This is a genomic window from Sanguibacter massiliensis (assembly GCF_900240335.1).
GTDB lineage: Bacteria > Actinomycetota > Actinomycetes > Actinomycetales > Cellulomonadaceae > Flavimobilis > Flavimobilis massiliensis.
Genome location: NZ_LT964979.1, coordinates 1,168,145 through 1,187,571 on the forward strand (window position 1 = coordinate 1,168,145; position 19,427 = coordinate 1,187,571).

A 19,427-nucleotide genomic window follows, 5' to 3' on the forward strand; every position below is an offset into this window, starting at 1 on the left:
GACACGACGCGCACGGGCGATGCAGGATGCGATGCCGACGTCGCCACTGTTCGCATGAAGCTCGCCGTGAAGCGCACACTGGTCCCATACCACGTGTGCGACGCCTCACACAGGGACACCCGGGTTGTCTCGATCCACGGGCGAATATGTATGATCGCTTCAGAATAATCATTCGCTACGGATGGACGGTCCCATGAACTCCTCCCTCACGCGCCTCGTGCCGCTCCTCGCGGCCGGGGCCCTCGTCCTCGCCGGCTGCTCGTCCGACACGGACACCCCGGCGGCCGACACCCAGACCACCCCGGGCGGCACGAGCGTCGCACTCGTCAAGGACGGCGTCCTCACCGTGTGCACCAACCCTCCGTTCGCACCCTTCGAGTACATCGAGGGAACCGAGACCGTCGGCCTCGACATGGACATCACGGCAGAGATCGCCAAGGACCTCGGCGTGCCGCAGAAGGTCATCACGGTCGGCTTCGACGCCATGGAGTCCGGCGCTGCCCTCAACACCGGACAGTGCGACGTCGTCGCGACGGGACTGTCGATCACCGACGCGCGCAAGCAGAACGTCGACTTCTCCGAGCCCTACTTCAACGCCGATCTCGGCCTGCTCGTCAAGGCAGGCTCGGGCATCGCGTCGGTCGACGACCTCGGGGGCAAGAAGATCTCGGTCCAGAAGGCCACGGTCGGTGACGACTGGGTCGAGGCCGAGGGGCTCACGGGCGTCCAGTTCGACGACCTCGGCCTCCAGGTCCAGGCGCTCAACACCGGCCAGGTCGAGGCCGCCATCAACGACTTCGCGGTGCTCGGCACGTACGTCGGCGACGGTCTCGAGCTCGTCGCGACGATCCCGACCGACGACACCTACGGCCTCGCCGTGAAGAAGGGCAACACCGCACTCCTCGAGAAGGTCAACGCGACACTCGCGCGCATCAAGGGCGACGGCACGTGGACGAGGATCCACACCGACCGCATCGGCGTGGCCCCTGCCGAGGACTGATCCAACGATGTCCACGCAGACTCCGGCCGCGTCCGGGAACGTTCGTGCCCGGACGCGGCCGAGTCCGCGCAGGCGACGCCTGTACGCCTCGATCGTCCAGTACGCCGTCCTCGTCGCCGTCCTCGTTGCGCTCGCCCTCGCCCTCGACTGGGAGAGCCTCGGAGAGAACGTCTTCAACGTCGAGGCGGCCAAGCTGCTCCTACCGAGCCTTCCGCGCGCATTCGCGAACACGTTGATCTACACGGTCGCGGCGTTCGCGGTCGGCCTCGTGCTCGGCACGACGCTCGCCCTCATGCGCCTGTCGTCGGTCACCCTCTATCGCGGCATCGCCACCGTGTACGTCGAGTTCTTCCGCGGGATCCCTGCGCTGCTCTTCGTCCTCACGGTGGCGTACGCGCTGCCGTTCGCGCTCGGGTTCTCGATCGGCTCGACGACCCTCAAGGTCGCGATCGCGCTCGGCATGGTCTCGGCCGCCTACATCGCCGAGACGCTGCGCGCAGGCCTCCAGGCCGTGCCGAAGGGGCAGGTCGAGGCCGCGCGCTCGCTCGGCATGAGCCACACCCGCACCATGGTGACGGTCGTCGTCCCGCAGGCGTTCCGCATCGTCCTGCCGCCCATGACGAACGAGGTCATCCTTCTCACGAAGGACACGTCGCTCGTCTACGCGATGGGGCTCATGGTCGAGGAGTACGAGCTCACGAAGATCGGCCAGAACATGCTGTCGAACCCCGCGGGCGGCGGCCTCACGGCGCTCTTCGTCGTCGGTGCGTGCTACCTCGTCATCACGATCCCGCTCGGCATCTTCGCGCGAAGGCTCGAGGCCAAGGGTGCAAGGAGCCGCTCATGACCGCCCAGGCGACAGCCCCCGTCGTCGACATCCGGGGCCTCCACAAGTCCTTCGGGGAGCGCAAGGTGCTCAAGGGCGTCGACCTCACGATCGCCCCGGGCGAGGTCGTGTGCGTCATCGGCCCGTCGGGCTCGGGCAAGTCGACGCTGCTGCGCTGCGTCAACCAGCTCGAGACCGCGACCGCCGGCAGCGTCGAGGTGCTCGGGACCGAGATCACGGACCCGGACGTCGACATTGACGCGGTGCGTTCCCAGGTTGGCATGGTCTTCCAGGGTTTCAACCTCTTCGCGCACCTCACGGTGCTCGAGAACTGCACGGTCGCGCAGCGCAAGGTCCTGCGCCGTTCGAAGGAGGAGGCCAAGCGGATCGCGCTCGGGAACCTCGAGCGGGTCGGGCTCGGTGACCGCGGCGACGCCCACCCGCACCAGCTCTCGGGCGGCCAGCAGCAGCGCGTCGCGATCGCACGGGCCCTCGCGATGGACCCGCAGCTCATGCTCTTCGACGAGCCGACCTCGGCGCTCGACCCCGAGCTCGTCGGCGACGTCCTCGCCGTCATGCGCGCGCTCGCCGAGGGTGGCATGACGATGATGGTCGTCACGCACGAGATGGCGTTCGCGCGGGACGTCGCCGATCGCGTTGTCTTCATCGACGGTGGCGTCATCGTCGAGGAAGGTGCTCCGGCCGACGTCATCGGCAACCCGCAGCACCCGCGCACGCAACTGTTCCTGCAGCGCGTGCTCGACCCGACGCACGCGCACGGGACGACCACCGACTGACGACGTCGAGCTTCACGTGAGGAGGGCCGGCCCTTCTCACGTTCAGACGTACGCGGTCGCCCACGGACGCCCGCGGCCGCGGCCGGTCGACGCACGAGGCTGCGGCTCGGCCACGTCCCAGCGGAGGATCGCACCGATCCCGTCGACGAGCGGCGCCGTGCCGGGCTCGACGAAGGACACGCCTGCGTCCTGGCCGATCGCGGCGCGGAGCACGGCGATGACCGCGTCCATCTCCCGCAGGTGCGGCTCGCCCTGCGCAACGAGGACGTCGGGCGTGAGTGAGAGCGCCGCCCAGTCGTCACCCGCCCAGACGAGCGGTCCCTCGCCCACGGTGCGCTGCACGGTCGTCTCGAGAACGAGCTCCGCGACGCGCCCTTCCCTCGACGCCCTGACGACGGCGTCGAGCCCCGTGAGGGCGCCGCGTCCCAGCGCCAGGCCCTCGGTGAGGCGCGCGACCACGGCAGCGCGCCGTCGCACGCGATGCGACTCGAGGGAGCCACGGAGCCGTGCCTCGAAGATGTCCTGCGCTCCGGTCGCTCCCCGTGACCCTCCTGGGATCTCGACGACGAGTGCCCGGGCACGGGAACCGAGAGCACGCCCGACGAGCCCGACGGCACGCGTGTCGCCGGTGAGGACGATGATCTCGGGGCCGTCTGTGGCGACGAGCCGGTCGACGACCGAGGCCACCGAGTGTGCGTTGCGGGACCACGCGTCCTGGGTCCTCCGGACGGCCCGGCTCTCGGAGATGCCACCGTGGCCGGGTTGGGTGATGTCGGCGCGCTCGCCGTCGATGCACGCCTGCCACGCGACGTCGCTGCTCCCCCAACCGCGCCGGACGAGGTCGGCCCCGGCGCGGTCGACCGTGACGACGACGTGGTCGACGGCTTCGTCGGAGTAGACGGCCGCGGGAAGGAGATCGGGCGTCGCGCCACGTGCGACACGTGAGGACGGCGGGGAGGTGACGAGCGGGCGGTCGACGAGGATCCCGTCGACGTCCGTCGCGACGAGCAGGCGCCCGCCGATGCTGTCGTCGCGGATCGGGATGGCCACAGCGTCGTCGAGCATGCCGAGGAGCTCGGCCGGTGTGTCGGAGAGCTCGAGAATGCGGCGGAGCGGTCGCCAGCGTTCGGCGATCTCACGTTCGTGGCGACCACCGGCGCGACTCACGTCGAGGTGGACGCTCGTGAAGGGGCCGGGACGGCCGAGGAGGGGACGGATCCAGTCGACGAGCATCGTGGCCTCGTTTCCCGAGTGGACCCGCCTGATCGACCGGTCCCGTACGTTCAAGGGTGCGCCATCCGGAGCAGCCGCGCCAGCCCCGCGGTGATCCATGTCACACACCGTCGCGCCCTCGAGTCCGTCTCACGAACCGGGACTACCCATCCCAACCGGCGGTCCTGCGCGTCGACGAGACCCTCCGCCCGACGGGGCAGTGCCCCGCCTCACCCGCACGTTCCTGCGCCCCGCGCGCACCGACAGGACTAGCAGCACCGCGGCACAACCCCGTCACGACGCGCTCACTGTCACAACGACACTTTGTGAGACCCGAACCAGGGCGGCGTTCTGTCGGGCCCGCGCGGCACGGAGGATGGAGCCATGTCCGGCACACCCACCGCGCTTTCCGACCGCCCGCGCACGAGGCATCTCGACCGGAGGCTCGCACCGCCGCAGAAGCCCCGCAAGCTCGTCGCAGGGGTCGCGCTCAGCATCGTGGCCGCTCTCGTCACGGTCGGCGTCAGCCGGTTCCTGCCTGGGGTGAGCCCGGTCATCATCGCGATCGTCCTCGGGGTCCTCTCGGCGAACATTGTGACTCTTCCCGCCGCCCTCACCCCCGGTCTCAGCCTCTCGTCGAGGAAGCTGCTAAGGGCCGGCATCGTGCTCCTCGGCCTCCAGGTCTCGCTCGCCGACATCCGCAGCCTCGGCGCCCCGCTCCTCCTCGTCGTCGTCGCCGTCGTCGCCGGAGGCCTGCTCGGCACGGTCGCACTCGGTCGGCTCCTGCGCGTCCGGTCCCACCTCACGCTGCTCGTCGCGTGCGGCTTCTCGATCTGCGGCGCCGCCGCGGTCGCGGGAGCGGCCGGAGTCACCGACCCCGACGACGAGGCCGAGGAGGACACGATCACGGCTGTCGCCCTCGTCGTGATCTTTGGGACCCTCATGATCCCGCTCGTCCCCGCGCTCGCTCACCTGCTCGCGCTCGACACCGTGACAGCGGGCATGTGGGCGGGCGGCTCGATCCACGAGATCGCCCAGGTCGTCGCGGTCGGCGGGGTCCTCGGCGGCGCCGGCCTCACGACCGCCGTGCTCGTCAAGCTCACCCGCGTCCTCACGCTCGCGCCCGTCATGGCAGCGCTGAGCCTGCGTGAACGGCGCCGGGAACGGACCGGCGGCGCGACGGACCGGGTGGGCGGGAACCGTCGTCGGCCGCCGATCGTGCCCCTGTTCGTCGTCGGATTCCTCGGCATGGTGCTCGTGCGGTCCTTCGTCGCCGTGCCCGCCGGCCTCCTCGCCGCGGGCCAGGGCCTCCAGACGCTGCTCCTCGCCGCTGCGATGTTCGGCCTCGGCAGCGGCGTGCAGCTCAGGAGCCTCGTGCGGGTCGGGTTCCGGCCGTTCGCACTCGCAGGGCTCTCGACGGTTCTCGTCGCGGTTCTCGCGCTCGCCGGGGTGCTGCTCGTCGCGTGACCGATGTGCCTGCGTCTCAGGAGTAGATGTCGAGAGGCGGGACGTCACCGTCGCCGCGCGCCGCGATGAGCGCGTGGTGGTGCTTGACCTGCGTGACGATGAAGCTGCGGAAGTCCTCGGCGAGAGCCGGGTCGAGGCCTGCGTCGGCGGCGATCTGACCGAGCCGCGCGATCTGCTCGCGCTCCCGCGTGAGGTCCTCGGGCGGCAGCCCTCCCACGGCTTTGAGCTCGCCGACGCGTCGCGTGCACTTGAAGCGCTCCGCGAGGAGGTACATGAGGGCGCCGTCGATGTTGTCGATCGAGTGGCGCAGTCGCAGGATCTCGGCGGGCATGGCGGTCTCGGAGCCGGGGGTGCCCTCGGTGGTGCCGGGCATCACGCGGTCTTCTCGCGGCGTCCCCGCGCGCCGTCGAGCACGTAGACGGGCTCGCCCGTCCCCATGACGGCGGGGGTGTCGATGACGACACGCTCGACGTCCTCGCGGCTCGGGATCTCGAACATCACGGGTTGCAGGACTTCTTCGAGGATCGCGCGGAGGCCGCGTGCGCCGGTCTTGCGCTCGAGGGCCTTCTCGGCGATCGCGTGGAGGGCGTCGTCGGTGAACTCGAGTTCGACGCCGTCGAGCTCGAACATCTTCTGGTACTGCTTGACGAGCGCGTTGCGGGGCTCGGTGAGGATCGAGACGAGCGCCTCGGCGTCGAGCCGGTTGGCCGCGGTGACGACGGGCAGGCGGCCGATGAACTCGGGGATGAGGCCGAACTTCACGAGGTCCTCGGGACGCACCTCGGTGAAGAGGTCACCCGGGTCGCCCGACTCCATGGGGGCACCGAAGCCGACGCCACGCTTGCGCGTGCGGTCCGCGATGATCTCCTCGAGGCCCGCGAACGCGCCGGCGACGATGAAGAGGACGTTCGCGGTGTCGATCTGGATGAACTCCTGATGCGGGTGCTTGCGGCCGCCCTGCGGCGGGACGGACGCGACCGTACCCTCGATGATCTTCAGCAGCGCCTGCTGGACGCCCTCGCCCGAGACGTCGCGCGTGATCGACGCGTTCTCGCCCTTGCGGGCGATCTTGTCGACCTCGTCGATGTAGATGATGCCCGTCTCGGCCTTCTTGACGTCGAAGTCGGCGGCCTGGATGAGCTTGAGGAGGATGTTCTCGACGTCCTCGCCGACGTAGCCGGCCTCGGTGAGCGCGGTCGCGTCGGCGATCGCGAACGGGACGTTGAGGAGCTTGGCGAGCGTCTGCGCGAGGTACGTCTTGCCCGTGCCCGTGGGGCCGATGAGCAGGATGTTCGACTTGGCGATCTCGACCTGGTCGGAGTCGTCCGACGTCGGCTTGCCGGTCGCGCCCGCCTGGATGCGCTTGTAGTGGTTGTACACCGCGACGGCGAGGGACCGCTTGGCGTGGTCCTGCCCGACGACGTACTGGCCGAGGAAGTCGAAGATCGCGGCGGGCTTCGGCAGCTCGACGAGCCCGAGCTCGGCGGCCTCGCCGAGCTCCTCCTCGATGATCTCGTTGCAGAGCTCGATGCACTCGTCGCAGATGTAGACGCTGGGTCCTGCGATGAGCTTCTTGACCTGCTTCTGCGTCTTCCCGCAGAAGGAACACTTGAGCAGGTCGGCACCGTCTCCGATCCGAGCCACGGCCACTCCCTCTCTTCCGCCCGTCCCTGACGACGGACCACCTCTCCATGGAACACCACCGGAGCGTCGAAGTCGCGCCCGACGCTCCGGTGGGGCCCTGAGTCACTGTGCGGGCAGCACCGGCGTCTTGCGGGACTCCATGACCTGGTCGACAATCCCGTACTCGACGGCCTGGGCGGCCGAGAGGATCTTGTCGCGCTCGATGTCCTTGCGGACCTGGTCGAGCGGCGTGCCCGTGTGCTTGGCGAGCGTCTCCTCGAGCCACTCGCGCATGCGGATGAGCTCGTTCGCGTGGATCTCGATGTCCGACGCCTGGGCGTAGCCGCCGCCCTCCATCGCGGGCTGGTGGATGAGGACGCGCGCGTTCGGCAGCGCGAGGCGCTTGCCGGGCTGACCGGCGGCGAGCAGCACGGCGGCGGCCGAGGCTGCCTGGCCGAGGCACACGGTCTGCACCTGCGACTTGATGTACTGCATCGTGTCGTAGATCGCCGTCATCGCGGTGAACGAGCCGCCGGGCGAGTTGATGTAGACCGAGATGTCGCGGTCTGGGTCCTGGCTCTCGAGGACGAGGAGCTGGGCCATGACGTCGTCGGCTGAGGCGTCGTCGACCTGCACGCCGAGGAAGATGATGCGGTCCTCGAACAGCTTGGTGTACGGGTCCTGGCGCTTGAAGCCGTACGGCGTGCGCTCCTCGAAGTTCGGCAGGATGTACCGGCTCTGCGGCCCCTGGGGGGCGCTGCCGCCGAAGATCGCGCCGGCGTACGGGCCGGCGAGGCGCTGCGCGGTCGAGATGTACTGGGACTCGATGCTCATCGAGCTCTCCTTCAGGTCTGGTGTCCGGTCGGGGCGGGAGGCGCTCAGGCGCCCGTGCCGCCGCCGCCCGGGACGGAGCCGGCGTGGGTGACGACGTGGTCGATGAAGCCGTACTCGAGGGCCTCGGTCGCGGTGAACCAGCGGTCGCGGTCGGCGTCCGAGCTGATCTGCTCGACGCTCTTGCCGGTCTGCTGCGCCGTGAGGTCCGCGAGGACGCGCTTCATGTGGAGGATGAGCTCGGCGTTGATGCGGACGTCGGTCGCGGTGCCGCCGATGCCGCCCGAGGGCTGGTGCATCATGACGCGTGCGTGCGGCGTCGCGAAGCGCTTGCCCGGGGCGCCTGACGAGAGCAGGAACTGCCCCATCGAGGCGGCGAGCCCCATGGCGACGGTGGCGACGTCAGGCTGGATGTACTGCATGGTGTCGTAGATCGCCATGCCGGCCGTGATCGAGCCGCCCGGGGAGTTGATGTAGAGGTAGATGTCCTTCTCGGGGTCCTCGGCTGCGAGGAGCATGAGCTGGGCACAGATCGCGTTCGCGTTCTCGTCGCGCACCTCGGATCCGAGCCAGATGATCCGCTCCTTGAGGAGGCGGTTGTAGATGCTGTCGTTGAGGCCGAGTCCGGCTCCCTCACCGCGTGCTGCCACGGGCGTCTGCTCGATCACGTGGGTCTCCCTCAATGGTCCCGTTGGTGTATCCGTTGTCGACCCTAACGCCCGGGGTCCCCGGTTCCTGCCCGTCGGGGCCTCTGTTTCGCTGACGGCGCACGGGTCGGACGACGAAGGCCGTGCCCCCGCGTCGCGGGGGCACGGCCTTCGTGACGTGCGGGGTGAGGCTCAGTCCTCGTCGCTGTCCGCGGCGGCCGCGGCTGCGTCCTCGAGGACCTCGGTCGCGGCGTCCTCCTCGTCCGAGCCGATGAACTCGGAGAGGTCGACGACGTTGCCGGACGCGTCCTTGACCTCGACGGCGCGCAGCGCGACCGCGAGGGACTTGGAGCGCGCGACCTCAGCGACGACTGAGGGGATCTGGCCGCCCTTGTCGATCTGCTGGATGAACTCGTTGGGGTCCATGCCGTACTGGCGCGCCGACTGCAGGAGGAACTCGAGGAGCTCGCCCTGGCCGACCTTGATCTCGAGCTTCTCGGCGAGGGTGTCGAGGAGGATCTGGTTGCGCAGGGCGACCGTGGCCTCCTCGCGGACCTCCTCGCGGTGCTCGTCGTCCTCGAGACGGCCCTCGGACTCGAGGTGACGGTGGATCTCCGCCTCGACGACGCCCGCGGGCACGGGGATCTCGACGGCGCCGAGGAGCGCCTCGAGGAGGTTGTCGCGCGCCTGGACGGCCTGCTGGGAGACCTTGGACTTCCCGACCTGCTCACGGAGGTCCTCGGTGAGCTCGGCAATCGTGTCGAACTCGGAGGCCATCTGCGCGAAGTCGTCGTCGGCGTCGGGGAGCTCGCGCTCCTTGACCGAGGTGACCTTCACCGTGATGGTTGCGTCCTTGCCAGCGTGCTCGCCGCCCGCGAGGGGCGACGTGAAGATCGCGTCCTCACCTGCGGAGAGGCCGATGAGCGCCTCGTCGAGGCCCTCGAGCATCGTGCCCGAGCCGATCTGGTAGGACGTGCCGGAGACGGTGTCGATCTCCTCGTCCTCGATCTTCGCGGACATGTCGATGACAACGTAGTCCTTGTCCTGCGCGGGACGGTCGACGCCGACGAGGGAGCCGAAGCGCTCGCGCAGCGCGTCGAGGCGCGCCGCGACGTCCTCGTCGGTCACGGCGACGTCGTCGACCGTGATCTCGAGCGAGGAGACCTCGGGGATCTCGATCTCGGGACGCACCTCGACCTCGGCGGTGAAGTGGAGCTCACCCTCGGTCTCGGACGGGTCCGGAACCTTGGTGACCTCGACGGACGGCTGGGCGAGCGGGCGGAGCTTCTGCTCGCGCACGGCCTCGCCGTAGAAGCCGGGCAGGCCGTCGTTGATCGCGTGCTCGAGGACGACGCCGCGGCCGACACGCTGGTCGATGATGCGCGGCGGAACCTTGCCCTTGCGGAAGCCCGGGATCGAGACCTCCTTGGCGATGTGCTCGTACGCGTGGTCGATGCTCGGCTTGAGCTCGTCGTACGTCACCTCCACCGTGAGCTTGACCTTCGTGGGCTCGAGGGTTTCGACGGCGCTCTTCACTTCGATGAACTCCAGCAAGTCGGGGGGCGACCCGGGGTGACCGTGATCGACCAGGTGGTGCCGGCTCAGCCGGCACGGCTGACGGGCGGCCACGCGCCGAGGCGCGCGGGTAACCCTGGAATCCTACTCCACGTGGGCTCTTGGGGCCCGCGCCGTGGACGTGACGTGCGTCCGGGCGGTCCCGGCCCGGGATACCGTCGAGCCTGGCGGCGACGAAGAGGCTGCTCGACGCGACGGCGCGCCAGCTCGCGATGGCGCAGATCGAGGAGTCGACCTCGGACAACGCCCGCGTGGTCGCGGCGAACGTCTCTGCGATGGAGGCCGCGCTGCGGCTGGCTGACCACCTGGACGCTTCGGCGATCCTTGAGATGCACCGCGTGCTGCTCATCGCTCAGCGCGACGCCGAGCAGCACGCAGGACGTTTCCGCGATCAGCTGGTGTGGGTCGGCACGAGCGCGGTGTCACCGCGGGGAGCCGCGCACGTCGCGCCGCACCACGAGCGCGCCCCCGGTGCGATCGAGGACCTGGTGGCGTTCATGGCGCGCGACGACCTGCCGGTCCTGGTCCAGGCAGCGATCGCCCACGCACAGTTCGAGACGATCCACCCCTTCGTCGACGGCAACGGCCGCACGGCGCGCGCAATCGTCCACGCCCTGCTGCGATCCAAGGGCTTGGTCGTCAGCACGACTGCGCCCGTCTCTGCTGGCCTGCTGACGGACACCCGCGCGTACACGGACGCGCTCCAGGCGTACCGGCGCGGTGACGCGGCCCCGATCGTCGAGCAGTTCACGCGAGCGTCCCTCTTCGCCACAAGCTCAGGAACGCGGCTCGTCGACGAACTGACCGCCCAGCTCGATGACGCGCGCACGGCGCTGAAGGAGATGCGACTGCGCAGCGACGCCGGCGCCTGGAAGGTCTTGCCGACGCTCGTCGCGCAGCCCGTCCTCAACGTCCGCTTCCTGCAGGCTCACCTCGGCATGAACCAGGTTGGCGCACACCGTGCGCTCGACCAGCTCGTGGCAGCGGGCGTTCTGGCCGAGCGCACAGGTCGGCGCCGCAACCGGGTATGGCAGCACGCCGGCATCGTCGCTGTGCTCGACGCCTACGCGGAGGACCTGCGGCGCGAGTAACCGCGACTGACCTGCGACGAAGCAAGAGAAGAGACCCGCCGTCGCCACGCCAAGGGCCACCAGCGGTTCTTCACCCGCACCCACGGCCGCGAGAACGCCACGGCTGCCCAGCGTCGGACCAAGGCCTTCACCCAGGAGACCGTCTCCGTCTCCAGCGCCGTCCTCGCCAAGCACCACCAGCCCCACCGCTGGGGCACCCCCGAATGGATCGCCGCCTACTCGCGACGCACGGCCGTCGAAGGAGCCTTCGGCGTCCTCAAGGCCCGCACCGGATACGCCATGACCCGCGGCTGGACCCGCGCCATCGGCATCACCGCCAACGCGCTCATGGTCACCGCAGCCATCGTCCAGTACAACATCCAGGTCATCCGCCGCTGGGCGGCAAAGAACGCCCTCAACGACGCCGAGCTCTACGACACCCCGGCCGACGTGGATGACGCGCCGAGCGGCCCGCGCGTTGCCGCCAACCCGCAGCGACCCGGCGCACCGCCCGCCGCCTGACCCCGCACGGCACGCCGCGCACCGAACTCCACAGCCACACCCACGCAGCCCGCAGGCCCCAGAGCCTGACGGGCTACCAGTGATTCTCCGCACGCCCTCGAACTACCCCGAGCGAGCGTCACTGCGCGCCGCCGGCGTCCCGCGCACAGCACTGCACCCATCGACAGCTGTCCGAAACGGACAGAACCCCTCACCCAGAGCCCCGCAGGGCTCTCGACGAGAGGTTCTGTCACTACGACCGGTGAAGATATGTCACCAGTCCATCGTCGGGGTGACAGTGTGATGGCTCAGCACATCCGCGACAGGTGTCTCAAGACATCCGCGACACCATGTCTCACGACATCGACGACACCGCCCGTGCGGCGGATGCTCAGCCATGTCCAAAGCCAAGATCGTCCTCACCGCGCTTCTCACCGAACGACTCACCGTCGCCGAGATCGCCGCGCGCTACGGCGTGCACCGCTCCTGGGTCTACCGGCTCAAGGCCCGCTACGAGGCCGAAGGTGACGCCGCACTCGAACCTCGTTCCCGGCGGCCCCACCACGTCCCCAGCACCACGCCGACAGCCACCATCGACCTCATCCTCGCCCTGCGAGCAGACCTCACCGGACGCGGCCTGGACGCCGGCGCCGACACCATCGGCTGGCACCTCGCGCATCACCACGCCACGGCCGTCTCCCGAGCCACCATCAACCGCGTCCTCGCCCGCCACGATGCCCGCACGCCCGACCCGTCCAAGCGCCCCCGATCCTCCTGGGTCCGCTTTGCAGCCGACCTGCCCAACGAGACCTGGCAGTCCGACTTCACCCACTACCGGCTCACCAGCCCCGCAGGCACTCCCGGAGCCGACGTCGAGATCATCACCTGGCTCGACGACCACTCCCGCATGGCCCTGCACATCTCCGCCCACCGACGCATCACGGCCGCGATCGTGCACTCCACGTTCACCAAAGCCGCAGGCCAGTACGGCTTCCCGGCCTCCACCCTCACCGACAACGGCATGGTCTACACCGTCCGTCTCGCCTCCAGGCCCGGAGGCCGCACCCGGCTCGAGACCGAGCTACGCGCCCGCGGCATCAAGCAGAAGAACTCCCGACCCAACCACCCCACCACCTGCGGCAAGGTCGAACGCTTCCAGCAGACGATGAAGAAGTGGCTCCGCGCCCAGGACCCACAACCGGCCTCCATCGCCGAGCTGCAACAGCTCATAGATCGCTTCGCCCAGGAATACAACGAGAACAGGCCGCACCGCTCCCTCGAGCATCGCGCCACACCTGCCGCGGCCTACAGCGCCCGCCCCAAAGCACGCCCCTCACGCGACCGATCCCGCGACACCCACGACAGGGTCCGCACCGATCGGATCGACAAATCAGGGGTCGTGACACTGCGCCACAACAACAAGCTCCACCACATCGGCATCGGCCGAACCCACGCCGGAACCTACGTCCGCATGCTCGTCCAGGACCTCGACATCATCGTCATCGACGCCACCACCGGCGAGATCCTGCGCGAGCTCGTCCTCGATCCGACCAAGAACTACCAGCCCACCGGACGGCCACGAGGACCAGCCCCCGGACATGACAACGGCGGACCTACAATTTCGTAGGTCCGCCGTCGCGGATGTCCTGAGACATCACAATCGTCGGGGTGACAGGATTTGAACCTGCGACCTTCCGGTCCCAAACCGGACGCGCTACCAACCTGCGCCACACCCCGCGGCCACGCACAGCGTGGTCCGTCGAGAAGCATAGAGGGTCCGGCGACCTCTGGGCGGCTGTGTCTCGTCCCCGGAGGTCCTGCTAAGGTATCCGTCGGTCCTGTTCCCACGGGACCATGCGGATGTAGCTCAATGGTAGAGCCTCAGTCTTCCAAACTGATTACGCGGGTTCGATTCCCGTCATCCGCTCCAGAGCTCGTCGCGACGCGGACAGTTCCGTGCGATGCATGTCACGACCTGTCCCACCTGCGCACGGAACAGTGGTCGCGCGCTCGGCGTTGACCGGGCATGACGACGATCGACGAGCGCCCCGCCCCGGCCACGACGGATCACGGCCTGCTCGACGTCGTCGTCGTCGGAGCCGGCCAGGCGGGACTCTCGGCGTCCTACCACCTCCGTCGGCTCGGCACGGAACACGTCGTGCTCGACGCGAACCCCGGCCCGGGTGGTGCGTGGCGCCACCGCTGGCCGTCGCTGACGTTCGGCGGCGCGCACGGCATCGCCGACTTGCCAGGCCTCCCCCTCGGCACACCGGACCCGACCGAGCCCGCGAGCGCCGTCGTCGAGCGCTACTACGGCACGTACGAGGAACGGTTCGGCCTGCCCGTCGTGCGGCCCGTCCGCGTCACCGCGGTGACGTCCGACGACAGCCCGGAGGGCCCGCTCACGGTGACGACCGACGCCGGCACGTGGCACGCCCGCACACTCATCAACGCCACCGGCACGTGGGACCGGCCGCACTGGCCGTACGTCCCCGGCCGTGAGACGTTCCGGGGCCGCCAGATGCACACGCGCGACTTCTGGACGGTCGAGGACATGCGCGGCCAGGACGTCATCGTCGTGGGCGGTGGCACGTCGGCCGTGCAGCTGCTGCTCGCGCTCGAGGGCGTCGCCCGTACGACGACGTGGGCGACCCGCCGCGAACCAGCGTGGACGCCCACACCGTTCGACACCGCATGGGGTCTCGACGTCGAGAATCGCGTCCGTGAGCGCACGCTCGCGGGACTCCCGACGCTCTCCGTCGTCGCTGCGACCGGCCTGCCCCTCACGCCGGAGTACCGCCGGGGCATCGAGCGCGGAACGCTCGTCTCCCGGGGCATGTTCACGCGTATGGTGCCGGACGGCGTCGTGTTCACGAACGCTGACGGCACCGAGCGCACGGTCCGCGCGGACACTGTCGTGTGGGCGACGGGCTTCCGACCCTCCCTCGACCACCTCGCACCGCTGAGGCTACGCGAGCACGGTGGCGGCATCCGCACCGACGGCACGGTCGTCGACCGTGACCCGCGCGTCCTGCTCGTCGGCTACGGCGCGTCCGCGTCGACGCTCGGCGCGACGCGTGCCGGCAGGCGTGCGGCGCTCGCCGCGCACGAACGCGCGGCGAGCGCCTGAGAGTGCCGGCGAAGCGTCAGCTGAAGAGCAGCGAGAGGACGATGAGCCCGAGCCCAGCGAGCACCGAGAATGCGACGAGGCAGGCAGCGTGCGGCACGAGCAGACTCTTGCTCGCCCCCGGTGCGAGCTGCACGAGGCCGGTGTAGAGCATGATCTCGGTGATGACCACGTACATGATCATCATCGGTGTCCCGACGATCGTGAGCAGGCCGCCCCAGGCGAGCGAGGGGATGAGATTGAGGAGCGCGTAGCCGAGGAAGATGATGACGAACGGCGCGTACGCCGTCGCAGCAAGGTTCGCGGTCGTCCAGAACGGGACCGCCACCTGGCGGGTCCGCAGCGCCCACCCGAGGGTCGCAGCACGCAGCGCGCCCATCGCGACCGCGAGGACGAGACCGGCGAGCAGCATGCCGAAGACCATTCCCGCCGGAATGCTCACATCAGGCGAGTAGCTGCTGTACCCGCCCGTGATCCCGTTCATGAACGAGCCGAACAAGTTTGTCGTCGCACGAAGCGTGCGATTGACGAATCCGATCGCCAGCAGGCTCCCGACGAGCCCCCACCCCAGGAAGACGACGAGCGGCCAGAGCCACGGCTTGCCCGTGAGCCCGGCGAACGAGCGACCGTGCGCGAGGGCGCCGTCCGTGTCGCCCTGCCACACGAGGCGCGGGATGTCGAGGAAGCCCTTCATCGTCACGGCCATGCCCGTCGGGGCCATCGGGGGAAGCGTGCCGGCCGCGGGGACCTGCCCGTAGCCAGGCTGCCCGTAGCCAGGCTGCCCGTAGCCAGGCTGCCCGTAGCCAGGCTGCTGGGCGTACGGCGCGTGCGCCTGCGCCGGGTCTGGCTGGGGATAGCCGGCGTGAGGCTGCGCATACGCCTGCTGCGGGTAGCCGGGCTGCGCGTACTGCGCCTGCGCGGGACCCGGCTGCGCGTAGCCGGGCTGCGCGTACTGCGCCTGCGCGGGACCCGGCTGCGCGTAGCCAGGCTGCGCGTACTGCGCCTGCGCGGGACCCGGCTGCGCGTAGCCAGGCTGCGCGTACTGCCCCGCCTGCGGCTGCGCCTGGGCCTGGGCCTGGGGGTAGACCTGGGCGGGGTCGACGGGCCCAGGAGTGGGACCCGGCGCGGGGTAGCCTCCCTGCGCGTGCGGGTCAGGAGCTCCGGTCGGGTACTCGGATGACATGGTGGCCTCCCTGAAGGCGCGCTGGCGGGATCGCGCTCAGCTGTGAGCGTCGGGGACCCGGGGCTCCGGGATCGGGCGCCATCCTAACGCGAGCTGGTCGAAGAGCACCGAACGGGCTGCCGGTCGACCGGAGCTGGGGGCTTGACCCCTGATCGTTGACGCGTTCGATCCGCCGTCAGGCGCAGGGAGCGAGCGCGGTGGCGGCATCCGCGCCGACGGCACGGTCGTCGACCGTGACCCGCGCGTCCTGCTCGTCGGCTACGGCGCGTCCGCGTCGACGCTCGGCGCGACGCGTGCCGGCAGGCGCGCGGCGTTCGCCGCACGTCGCCGCACCGCCTGAGTGCAGACGGCGGGCCCGGGTCCACCTTCTCGACCCGGGCCCGCCGCTCAGCCAGCGCTCAGCGCAGTTGCGCCTCCGTGAAGACGTCGGGCGCCTGTGGCACGTCCGGTGCGCCCGGCACGGCGCCGCCGCCGTGGACCGCAGTGTCGACCGACGCGACCCCGGCACCACCTGCGCTCGCAGAAGCGACCCCGGCACCGCCCGCGCCCGCCGACGCGGCGGCGAGCGCCGCCGTCCGCTCCCGGCTCGCAGCCTGCGTGGCTCGCCACCACTGGGCGATCGCGCGGCGCTTCCACACCGCGACGCCCACGAGCGCGAGCGCGATGAGCCCACCGACGATGTTCCGCACGAGGCCCGCGACGGTCGTTCCCGTGACGTCCACGGACGTCGAGTTCGCGTAGCCGTCCGCGTCGACCCACGTGACCGTTCGGCCGTCGGCCTTCGCGGTCGTCGTCCCGAAGAAACCGCTGCTCACGGCAGCCTTCGCGCCGAAGGGCAGGTTGACGGCGACATGCGTTCCCTCGACCGGCGCTGAGGTGAGCCGCTCGCTGAGGTCCATGCTCACGCGGAGGTCGAGGTCGATCGAGAAGAACGACCCCTCGTCCCGCGCCGAGTACGAGATGCCCGCGTAGCTGTCGAGCCGGTCCTCGAGCTCGTCCGCGGTCGCACCGACGATCGTCACGGTGACGCGCGTCGTCGTGCCGTCGTCGGTCCGCCCCAGCGTCCCGACGCCGTCGGCGGGCCGGAGCACCGACTCGATCGCGGCACCGTCACCGGCGGCAGCCGTCGGCAGCGAGAAGACGAGGCTCGCCTCGCCGGCGCCCGTCCGGTCGAGGTCGAGCGTGGCGTCGACGCGCGTGACGACGAGCGGGATCTCGTAGACGGAGGGCGTCCCCTCGGGGTCGCTCCTCACGTACGCCTGACCGTCGACGACGTCCTCGGCGAAGACGTCGCCCGACACCCACGCCTCGGGCACGACGTGGAGGACCTCCGGTCGGTAGAGGTCCGGCGAGCACGTCGTCCCGCACACGAGCTTGTCGACGATCTCGACCTGCTGCCCGGTCGCGCGCTGGCTCTCCGTCCACGACCACACGGTCCCGGAGGTGCCGAGCAGCGTGTCAGTGCCCGCGGCGATCGCCGCGGCGTCGCCCGAGAACGTCACCGTCCACACGTGGGAGCCGTCCGCGTCGGACGGCACGACGGTCGCGCCCGCGGGCAGGAGCTCCGTCATGGCAGCGTCGAGACCCGCGGCATCCTCCTGGTAGACCTCGGTGGGAAGGCCGAGGACGACGACCCGCGTGAACCCCGCGTCGCTGCGCGACGTCGTGACGCTGAGGTCACGGATGCCACGGTCCGCGACGTCGTTGACCCGGACGTACGAGGAGGAGGAATCGTAGTCCTTGTCGCCGACCTTCGCTGCCGTCGCGCCGTTCTCGACCGCGGCGTCCGCCGCGTCCTGATCGACGAGCTTGTCCTCGAGGAGTCCCGCGCCCACCCAGCCGAGAAGATCGGCCGACGTGAAGTTCTCCTCGAGCTCCACACCGCGCAGGAACGCGGTGTCGGCGACCGAGTGCGTGATCTCCGGCGTGATGTCCTTCCCCGAGGCCTCGAGGAGAGCCGTGACCTTCGCTGTGTAGTCCGCGAGGTCCGTGAACGCGAGGGTCATCGTCGTGACGAAGCCGTCGTCGGTCTCAGCAACCTTCGACATCGTCAACTGCTCGGGCAGGTGAGCCCTCACGGACTTCTCGATGGCCTTGGCGCCGCCCTCGACGCCCTCGGCGTCCGACGACGACAGGGTGACGCGCATGACTCGCTCGCCCGAGCCGTCGCCCTTGAGCTTGAGCGTCGTGTCAATACGACCACCGCACGCGGATAGCACGAGCAGCGCCACGACCGCGGCGAACGCCGCGAGCGCCCGACGCCCCCGCGCGGGGGCCTGCAGCGGAGTGGTCACGCGATCGACCCCACGACCACGACGTTGATGAGGAACACCGCGAGGAGCATGAGTGCGACCGCGGCGAGCGTGAGCATCGCGTGCGGCACGAGCAGGCTCTTGCTCGCGTGCGGCGCGAGCCGGTTGAGCCCGATGTAGAGGAGCCCCTCGCTCACGATCGTGAACGGCACGTAGAACAGCATGGCGACGAACGTGAGGACCACAGCAAGTCCCGCGCCCGGCAGGAAGTTGAGGACCGTGAAGATCGCGACGGGCAGCAGCCCGACGCCCCAACCGGTGGCGGCAAGGTCCGCAGTCGTCGAGAACGGCACGACGACGCCGCGCATGCGCAGCGTCCAGCCGAGCGCCAGCGCGCGGATGACGCCGACGACGAACACGGCGACCGTCACCGAGAGGACCATCCCGAGCAGTGTCCCAAACGGCACCGATGCCGACGCGGAGATGTAGCCGCTCGAGAGACCCCCCGTGAGGCCGCCGAACGCATCGTCGAAGATCCCGGCCGTCGTCTTCACGGCCTTGGCGAGCGAGGTTGCCGCGATGATGCCGAGCAGGAGCCCGGTGCCGGCGAACACCGTCACCCACCACATCCAGCCGTTGCCCGTGCGCGTGCGGATCGTTCCCGGAAGCGCGAGAGCGCCGACGGAGTCGCCGCGCCACACCGTGAGCGGCAGGTCCCGCAGCGTCAGCAGGGTCTCGCGGAACGCTGACGGGCCGGCGGGCGGCAGGGACGCGCCAGGGACGTATCCCTCCGTCGCCGGCGGCTGCTGGTCGCCGGCGTAGCCGGTCGCGGGCACCGCGGCGACGGGCGGGACGGCAGCTGGCTGCTCGTGAGCAGCGACGGGCGCGTCCTGAGGCGTGGTGGGGACGGGCGCAGCAGGCGACCCGGAAACGGCCGCAGAGACGTCCGCCGGGGCGACCCCGTCGGGCGGACCGGGCACGCCGGGCGTCGGTGGGACGGGCGGGACGGACGGGTTCTCGGACGACATGGCGTAGGCCTCCCTGTAGCAGCGGCAGGGTGCATCCGGCGCCCCCTGCGCGTGTGCACGCACCGGAGACAGAGCCGGTTGCGCACCCACACCCTACAGACCGCACCTTCCGGCCGCAGGCCGGAGCGGCCTGCGGCCCACCGGTCGGGGCGCGTTCGCACGACGCCGGGGCGTGAGACACGTTGCCGCACGTCGTACGCCAGGGCTAACATCGACCTCGGCGCGCCGGACGGCCGCCACCGCTGCGTGACCTCGGGTCGCGCCCATGCCGGGAGGTCGACGTGCTGC

The 19,427-nt window shown here is 70.2% G+C and carries 17 protein-coding genes and 2 tRNA genes; 9 read left to right on the forward strand and 10 right to left on the reverse strand.

Annotated features, from left to right (window positions below):
• The first annotated feature begins 193 nt into the window (after positions 1–193).
• Genes C1729_RS05415 through C1729_RS05425 form a run of 3 tightly spaced genes read left to right on the forward strand, consistent with a single transcriptional unit; the run spans position 194 to position 2,623 of the window.
• A complete protein-coding gene (locus tag C1729_RS05415) occupies positions 194–1,000 on the forward strand; it encodes a transporter substrate-binding domain-containing protein (RefSeq protein ID WP_102509038.1) in 807 nt (268 codons plus the stop codon).
• A gap of 7 nt (positions 1,001–1,007) precedes the next feature.
• Entirely contained in the window at positions 1,008–1,847 is an 840-nt protein-coding gene (locus C1729_RS05420; protein ID WP_102509039.1) for an amino acid ABC transporter permease, read from the forward strand.
• Positions 1,844–2,623 carry an amino acid ABC transporter ATP-binding protein gene (locus C1729_RS05425; RefSeq protein WP_102509040.1) on the forward strand — a complete coding sequence of 260 codons (780 nt, stop codon included), beginning with the start codon at positions 1,844–1,846 and terminating at the stop codon, positions 2,621–2,623. Before C1729_RS05420 ends, C1729_RS05425 begins: the two co-directional genes overlap by 4 nt.
• A 42-nt stretch (positions 2,624–2,665) precedes the next feature.
• On the opposite strand, the gene C1729_RS05430 is transcribed toward C1729_RS05425, so the two are convergent.
• Positions 2,666–3,856, reverse strand: coding sequence for a baeRF2 domain-containing protein (locus C1729_RS05430; RefSeq protein WP_102509041.1), 1,191 nt, complete (start codon positions 3,854–3,856; stop codon positions 2,666–2,668).
• A 363-nt stretch (positions 3,857–4,219) separates the two neighbouring features.
• Between C1729_RS05430 and C1729_RS05435 the strand changes: the two genes are divergently transcribed.
• Positions 4,220–5,302, forward strand: coding sequence for a YeiH family protein (locus C1729_RS05435; protein ID WP_102509042.1), 1,083 nt, complete (start codon positions 4,220–4,222; stop codon positions 5,300–5,302).
• 16 nt (positions 5,303–5,318) lie between these two features.
• Here C1729_RS05435 and C1729_RS05440 read toward each other — a convergent pair whose 3' ends face one another.
• From C1729_RS05440 to tig, 5 genes are all read right to left on the reverse strand, one after another.
• A complete protein-coding gene (locus tag C1729_RS05440; RefSeq protein WP_242493727.1) occupies positions 5,319–5,675 on the reverse strand; it encodes a chorismate mutase in 357 nt (118 codons plus the stop codon).
• Positions 5,675–6,946 carry an ATP-dependent Clp protease ATP-binding subunit ClpX gene (clpX, locus tag C1729_RS05445; protein WP_102510541.1) on the reverse strand — a complete coding sequence of 424 codons (1,272 nt, stop codon included), beginning with the start codon at positions 6,944–6,946 and terminating at the stop codon, positions 5,675–5,677. The genes C1729_RS05440 and clpX overlap by 1 nt, the downstream gene beginning before the upstream one ends.
• A 102-nt stretch (positions 6,947–7,048) precedes the next feature.
• On the reverse strand, positions 7,049–7,759 hold the full coding sequence (locus C1729_RS05450) for an ATP-dependent Clp protease proteolytic subunit (protein WP_102509043.1): 711 nt from the start codon (positions 7,757–7,759) through the stop codon (positions 7,049–7,051).
• Positions 7,760–7,803: 44 nt separating this feature from the next.
• The gene (locus C1729_RS05455; RefSeq protein ID WP_102509044.1) at positions 7,804–8,424 is read right to left on the reverse strand and encodes an ATP-dependent Clp protease proteolytic subunit; all 621 of its coding nucleotides are present in this window, start codon (positions 8,422–8,424) and stop codon (positions 7,804–7,806) included.
• A gap of 171 nt (positions 8,425–8,595) precedes the next feature.
• Complete coding sequence (gene tig / locus C1729_RS05460; RefSeq protein WP_102509045.1) at positions 8,596–9,939, reverse strand: trigger factor; 1,344 nt, start codon at positions 9,937–9,939, stop codon at positions 8,596–8,598.
• Positions 9,940–10,190: 251 nt separating this feature from the next.
• On the opposite strand from tig, the gene C1729_RS05465 reads away from it, so the two are divergent.
• The 3 genes from C1729_RS05465 (at position 10,191) to C1729_RS05475 (ending at position 13,176) form a co-directional block, all read left to right on the forward strand.
• Positions 10,191–11,069, forward strand: a complete 879-nt coding sequence (locus C1729_RS05465; protein WP_102509046.1) for a Fic family protein — start codon at positions 10,191–10,193, stop codon at positions 11,067–11,069.
• A gap of 6 nt (positions 11,070–11,075) precedes the next feature.
• Positions 11,076–11,570 carry a transposase gene (locus C1729_RS15280; RefSeq protein ID WP_129590673.1) on the forward strand — a complete coding sequence of 165 codons (495 nt, stop codon included), beginning with the start codon at positions 11,076–11,078 and terminating at the stop codon, positions 11,568–11,570.
• A gap of 376 nt (positions 11,571–11,946) precedes the next feature.
• Positions 11,947–13,176 carry an IS481 family transposase gene (locus C1729_RS05475; RefSeq protein WP_102509048.1) on the forward strand — a complete coding sequence of 410 codons (1,230 nt, stop codon included), beginning with the start codon at positions 11,947–11,949 and terminating at the stop codon, positions 13,174–13,176.
• Between the two features lie 36 nt (positions 13,177–13,212).
• On the opposite strand, the gene C1729_RS05480 is transcribed toward C1729_RS05475, so the two are convergent.
• Positions 13,213–13,286, reverse strand: a tRNA-Pro gene (locus C1729_RS05480).
• A gap of 119 nt (positions 13,287–13,405) precedes the next feature.
• Between C1729_RS05480 and C1729_RS05485 the strand changes: the two genes are divergently transcribed.
• Positions 13,406–13,479 (forward strand) — tRNA-Gly (locus C1729_RS05485).
• A 96-nt stretch (positions 13,480–13,575) separates the two neighbouring features.
• Positions 13,576–14,679, forward strand: a complete 1,104-nt coding sequence (locus C1729_RS05490) for an NAD(P)-binding domain-containing protein (protein WP_102509049.1) — start codon at positions 13,576–13,578, stop codon at positions 14,677–14,679.
• Between the two features lie 16 nt (positions 14,680–14,695).
• On the opposite strand, the gene C1729_RS14725 is transcribed toward C1729_RS05490, so the two are convergent.
• From C1729_RS14725 to C1729_RS05510, 3 genes are all read right to left on the reverse strand, one after another.
• Positions 14,696–15,859 carry a hypothetical protein gene (locus C1729_RS14725; RefSeq protein ID WP_207204566.1) on the reverse strand — a complete coding sequence of 388 codons (1,164 nt, stop codon included), beginning with the start codon at positions 15,857–15,859 and terminating at the stop codon, positions 14,696–14,698.
• Positions 15,860–16,257: 398 nt separating this feature from the next.
• Positions 16,258–18,153, reverse strand: coding sequence for a hypothetical protein (locus C1729_RS05505; RefSeq protein ID WP_102509050.1), 1,896 nt, complete (start codon positions 18,151–18,153; stop codon positions 16,258–16,260).
• Complete coding sequence (locus C1729_RS05510) at positions 18,150–19,139, reverse strand: hypothetical protein (protein WP_102509051.1); 990 nt, start codon at positions 19,137–19,139, stop codon at positions 18,150–18,152. Before C1729_RS05510 ends, C1729_RS05505 begins: the two co-directional genes overlap by 4 nt.
• Between the last annotated feature and the right edge of the window lie 288 nt (positions 19,140–19,427).

Excerpts from the sequence above, each read along its gene's own strand:
- C1729_RS05450 (WP_102509043.1), bottom strand. The coding sequence starts at position 7,759 with ATGAGCATCGAGTCCCAGTACATCTCGACCGCGCAGCGCCTCGCCGGC.
- C1729_RS05490 (WP_102509049.1), top strand. The coding sequence starts at position 13,576 with ATGACGACGATCGACGAGCGCCCCGCCCCGGCCACGACGGATCACGGC.
- C1729_RS05510 (WP_102509051.1), bottom strand. The coding sequence starts at position 19,139 with ATGTCGTCCGAGAACCCGTCCGTCCCGCCCGTCCCACCGACGCCCGGC.
- C1729_RS05425 (WP_102509040.1), top strand. The coding sequence starts at position 1,844 with ATGACCGCCCAGGCGACAGCCCCCGTCGTCGACATCCGGGGCCTCCAC.
- C1729_RS14725 (WP_207204566.1), bottom strand. The coding sequence starts at position 15,859 with ATGTCATCCGAGTACCCGACCGGAGCTCCTGACCCGCACGCGCAGGGA.
- C1729_RS05440 (WP_242493727.1), bottom strand. The coding sequence starts at position 5,675 with ATGCCCGGCACCACCGAGGGCACCCCCGGCTCCGAGACCGCCATGCCC.
- C1729_RS05465 (WP_102509046.1), top strand. The coding sequence starts at position 10,191 with ATGGCGCAGATCGAGGAGTCGACCTCGGACAACGCCCGCGTGGTCGCG.
- C1729_RS05475 (WP_102509048.1), top strand. The coding sequence starts at position 11,947 with ATGTCCAAAGCCAAGATCGTCCTCACCGCGCTTCTCACCGAACGACTC.
- C1729_RS05430 (WP_102509041.1), bottom strand. The coding sequence starts at position 3,856 with ATGCTCGTCGACTGGATCCGTCCCCTCCTCGGCCGTCCCGGCCCCTTC.
- C1729_RS05435 (WP_102509042.1), top strand. The coding sequence starts at position 4,220 with ATGTCCGGCACACCCACCGCGCTTTCCGACCGCCCGCGCACGAGGCAT.
- C1729_RS05420 (WP_102509039.1), top strand. The coding sequence starts at position 1,008 with ATGTCCACGCAGACTCCGGCCGCGTCCGGGAACGTTCGTGCCCGGACG.
- C1729_RS05415 (WP_102509038.1), top strand. The coding sequence starts at position 194 with ATGAACTCCTCCCTCACGCGCCTCGTGCCGCTCCTCGCGGCCGGGGCC.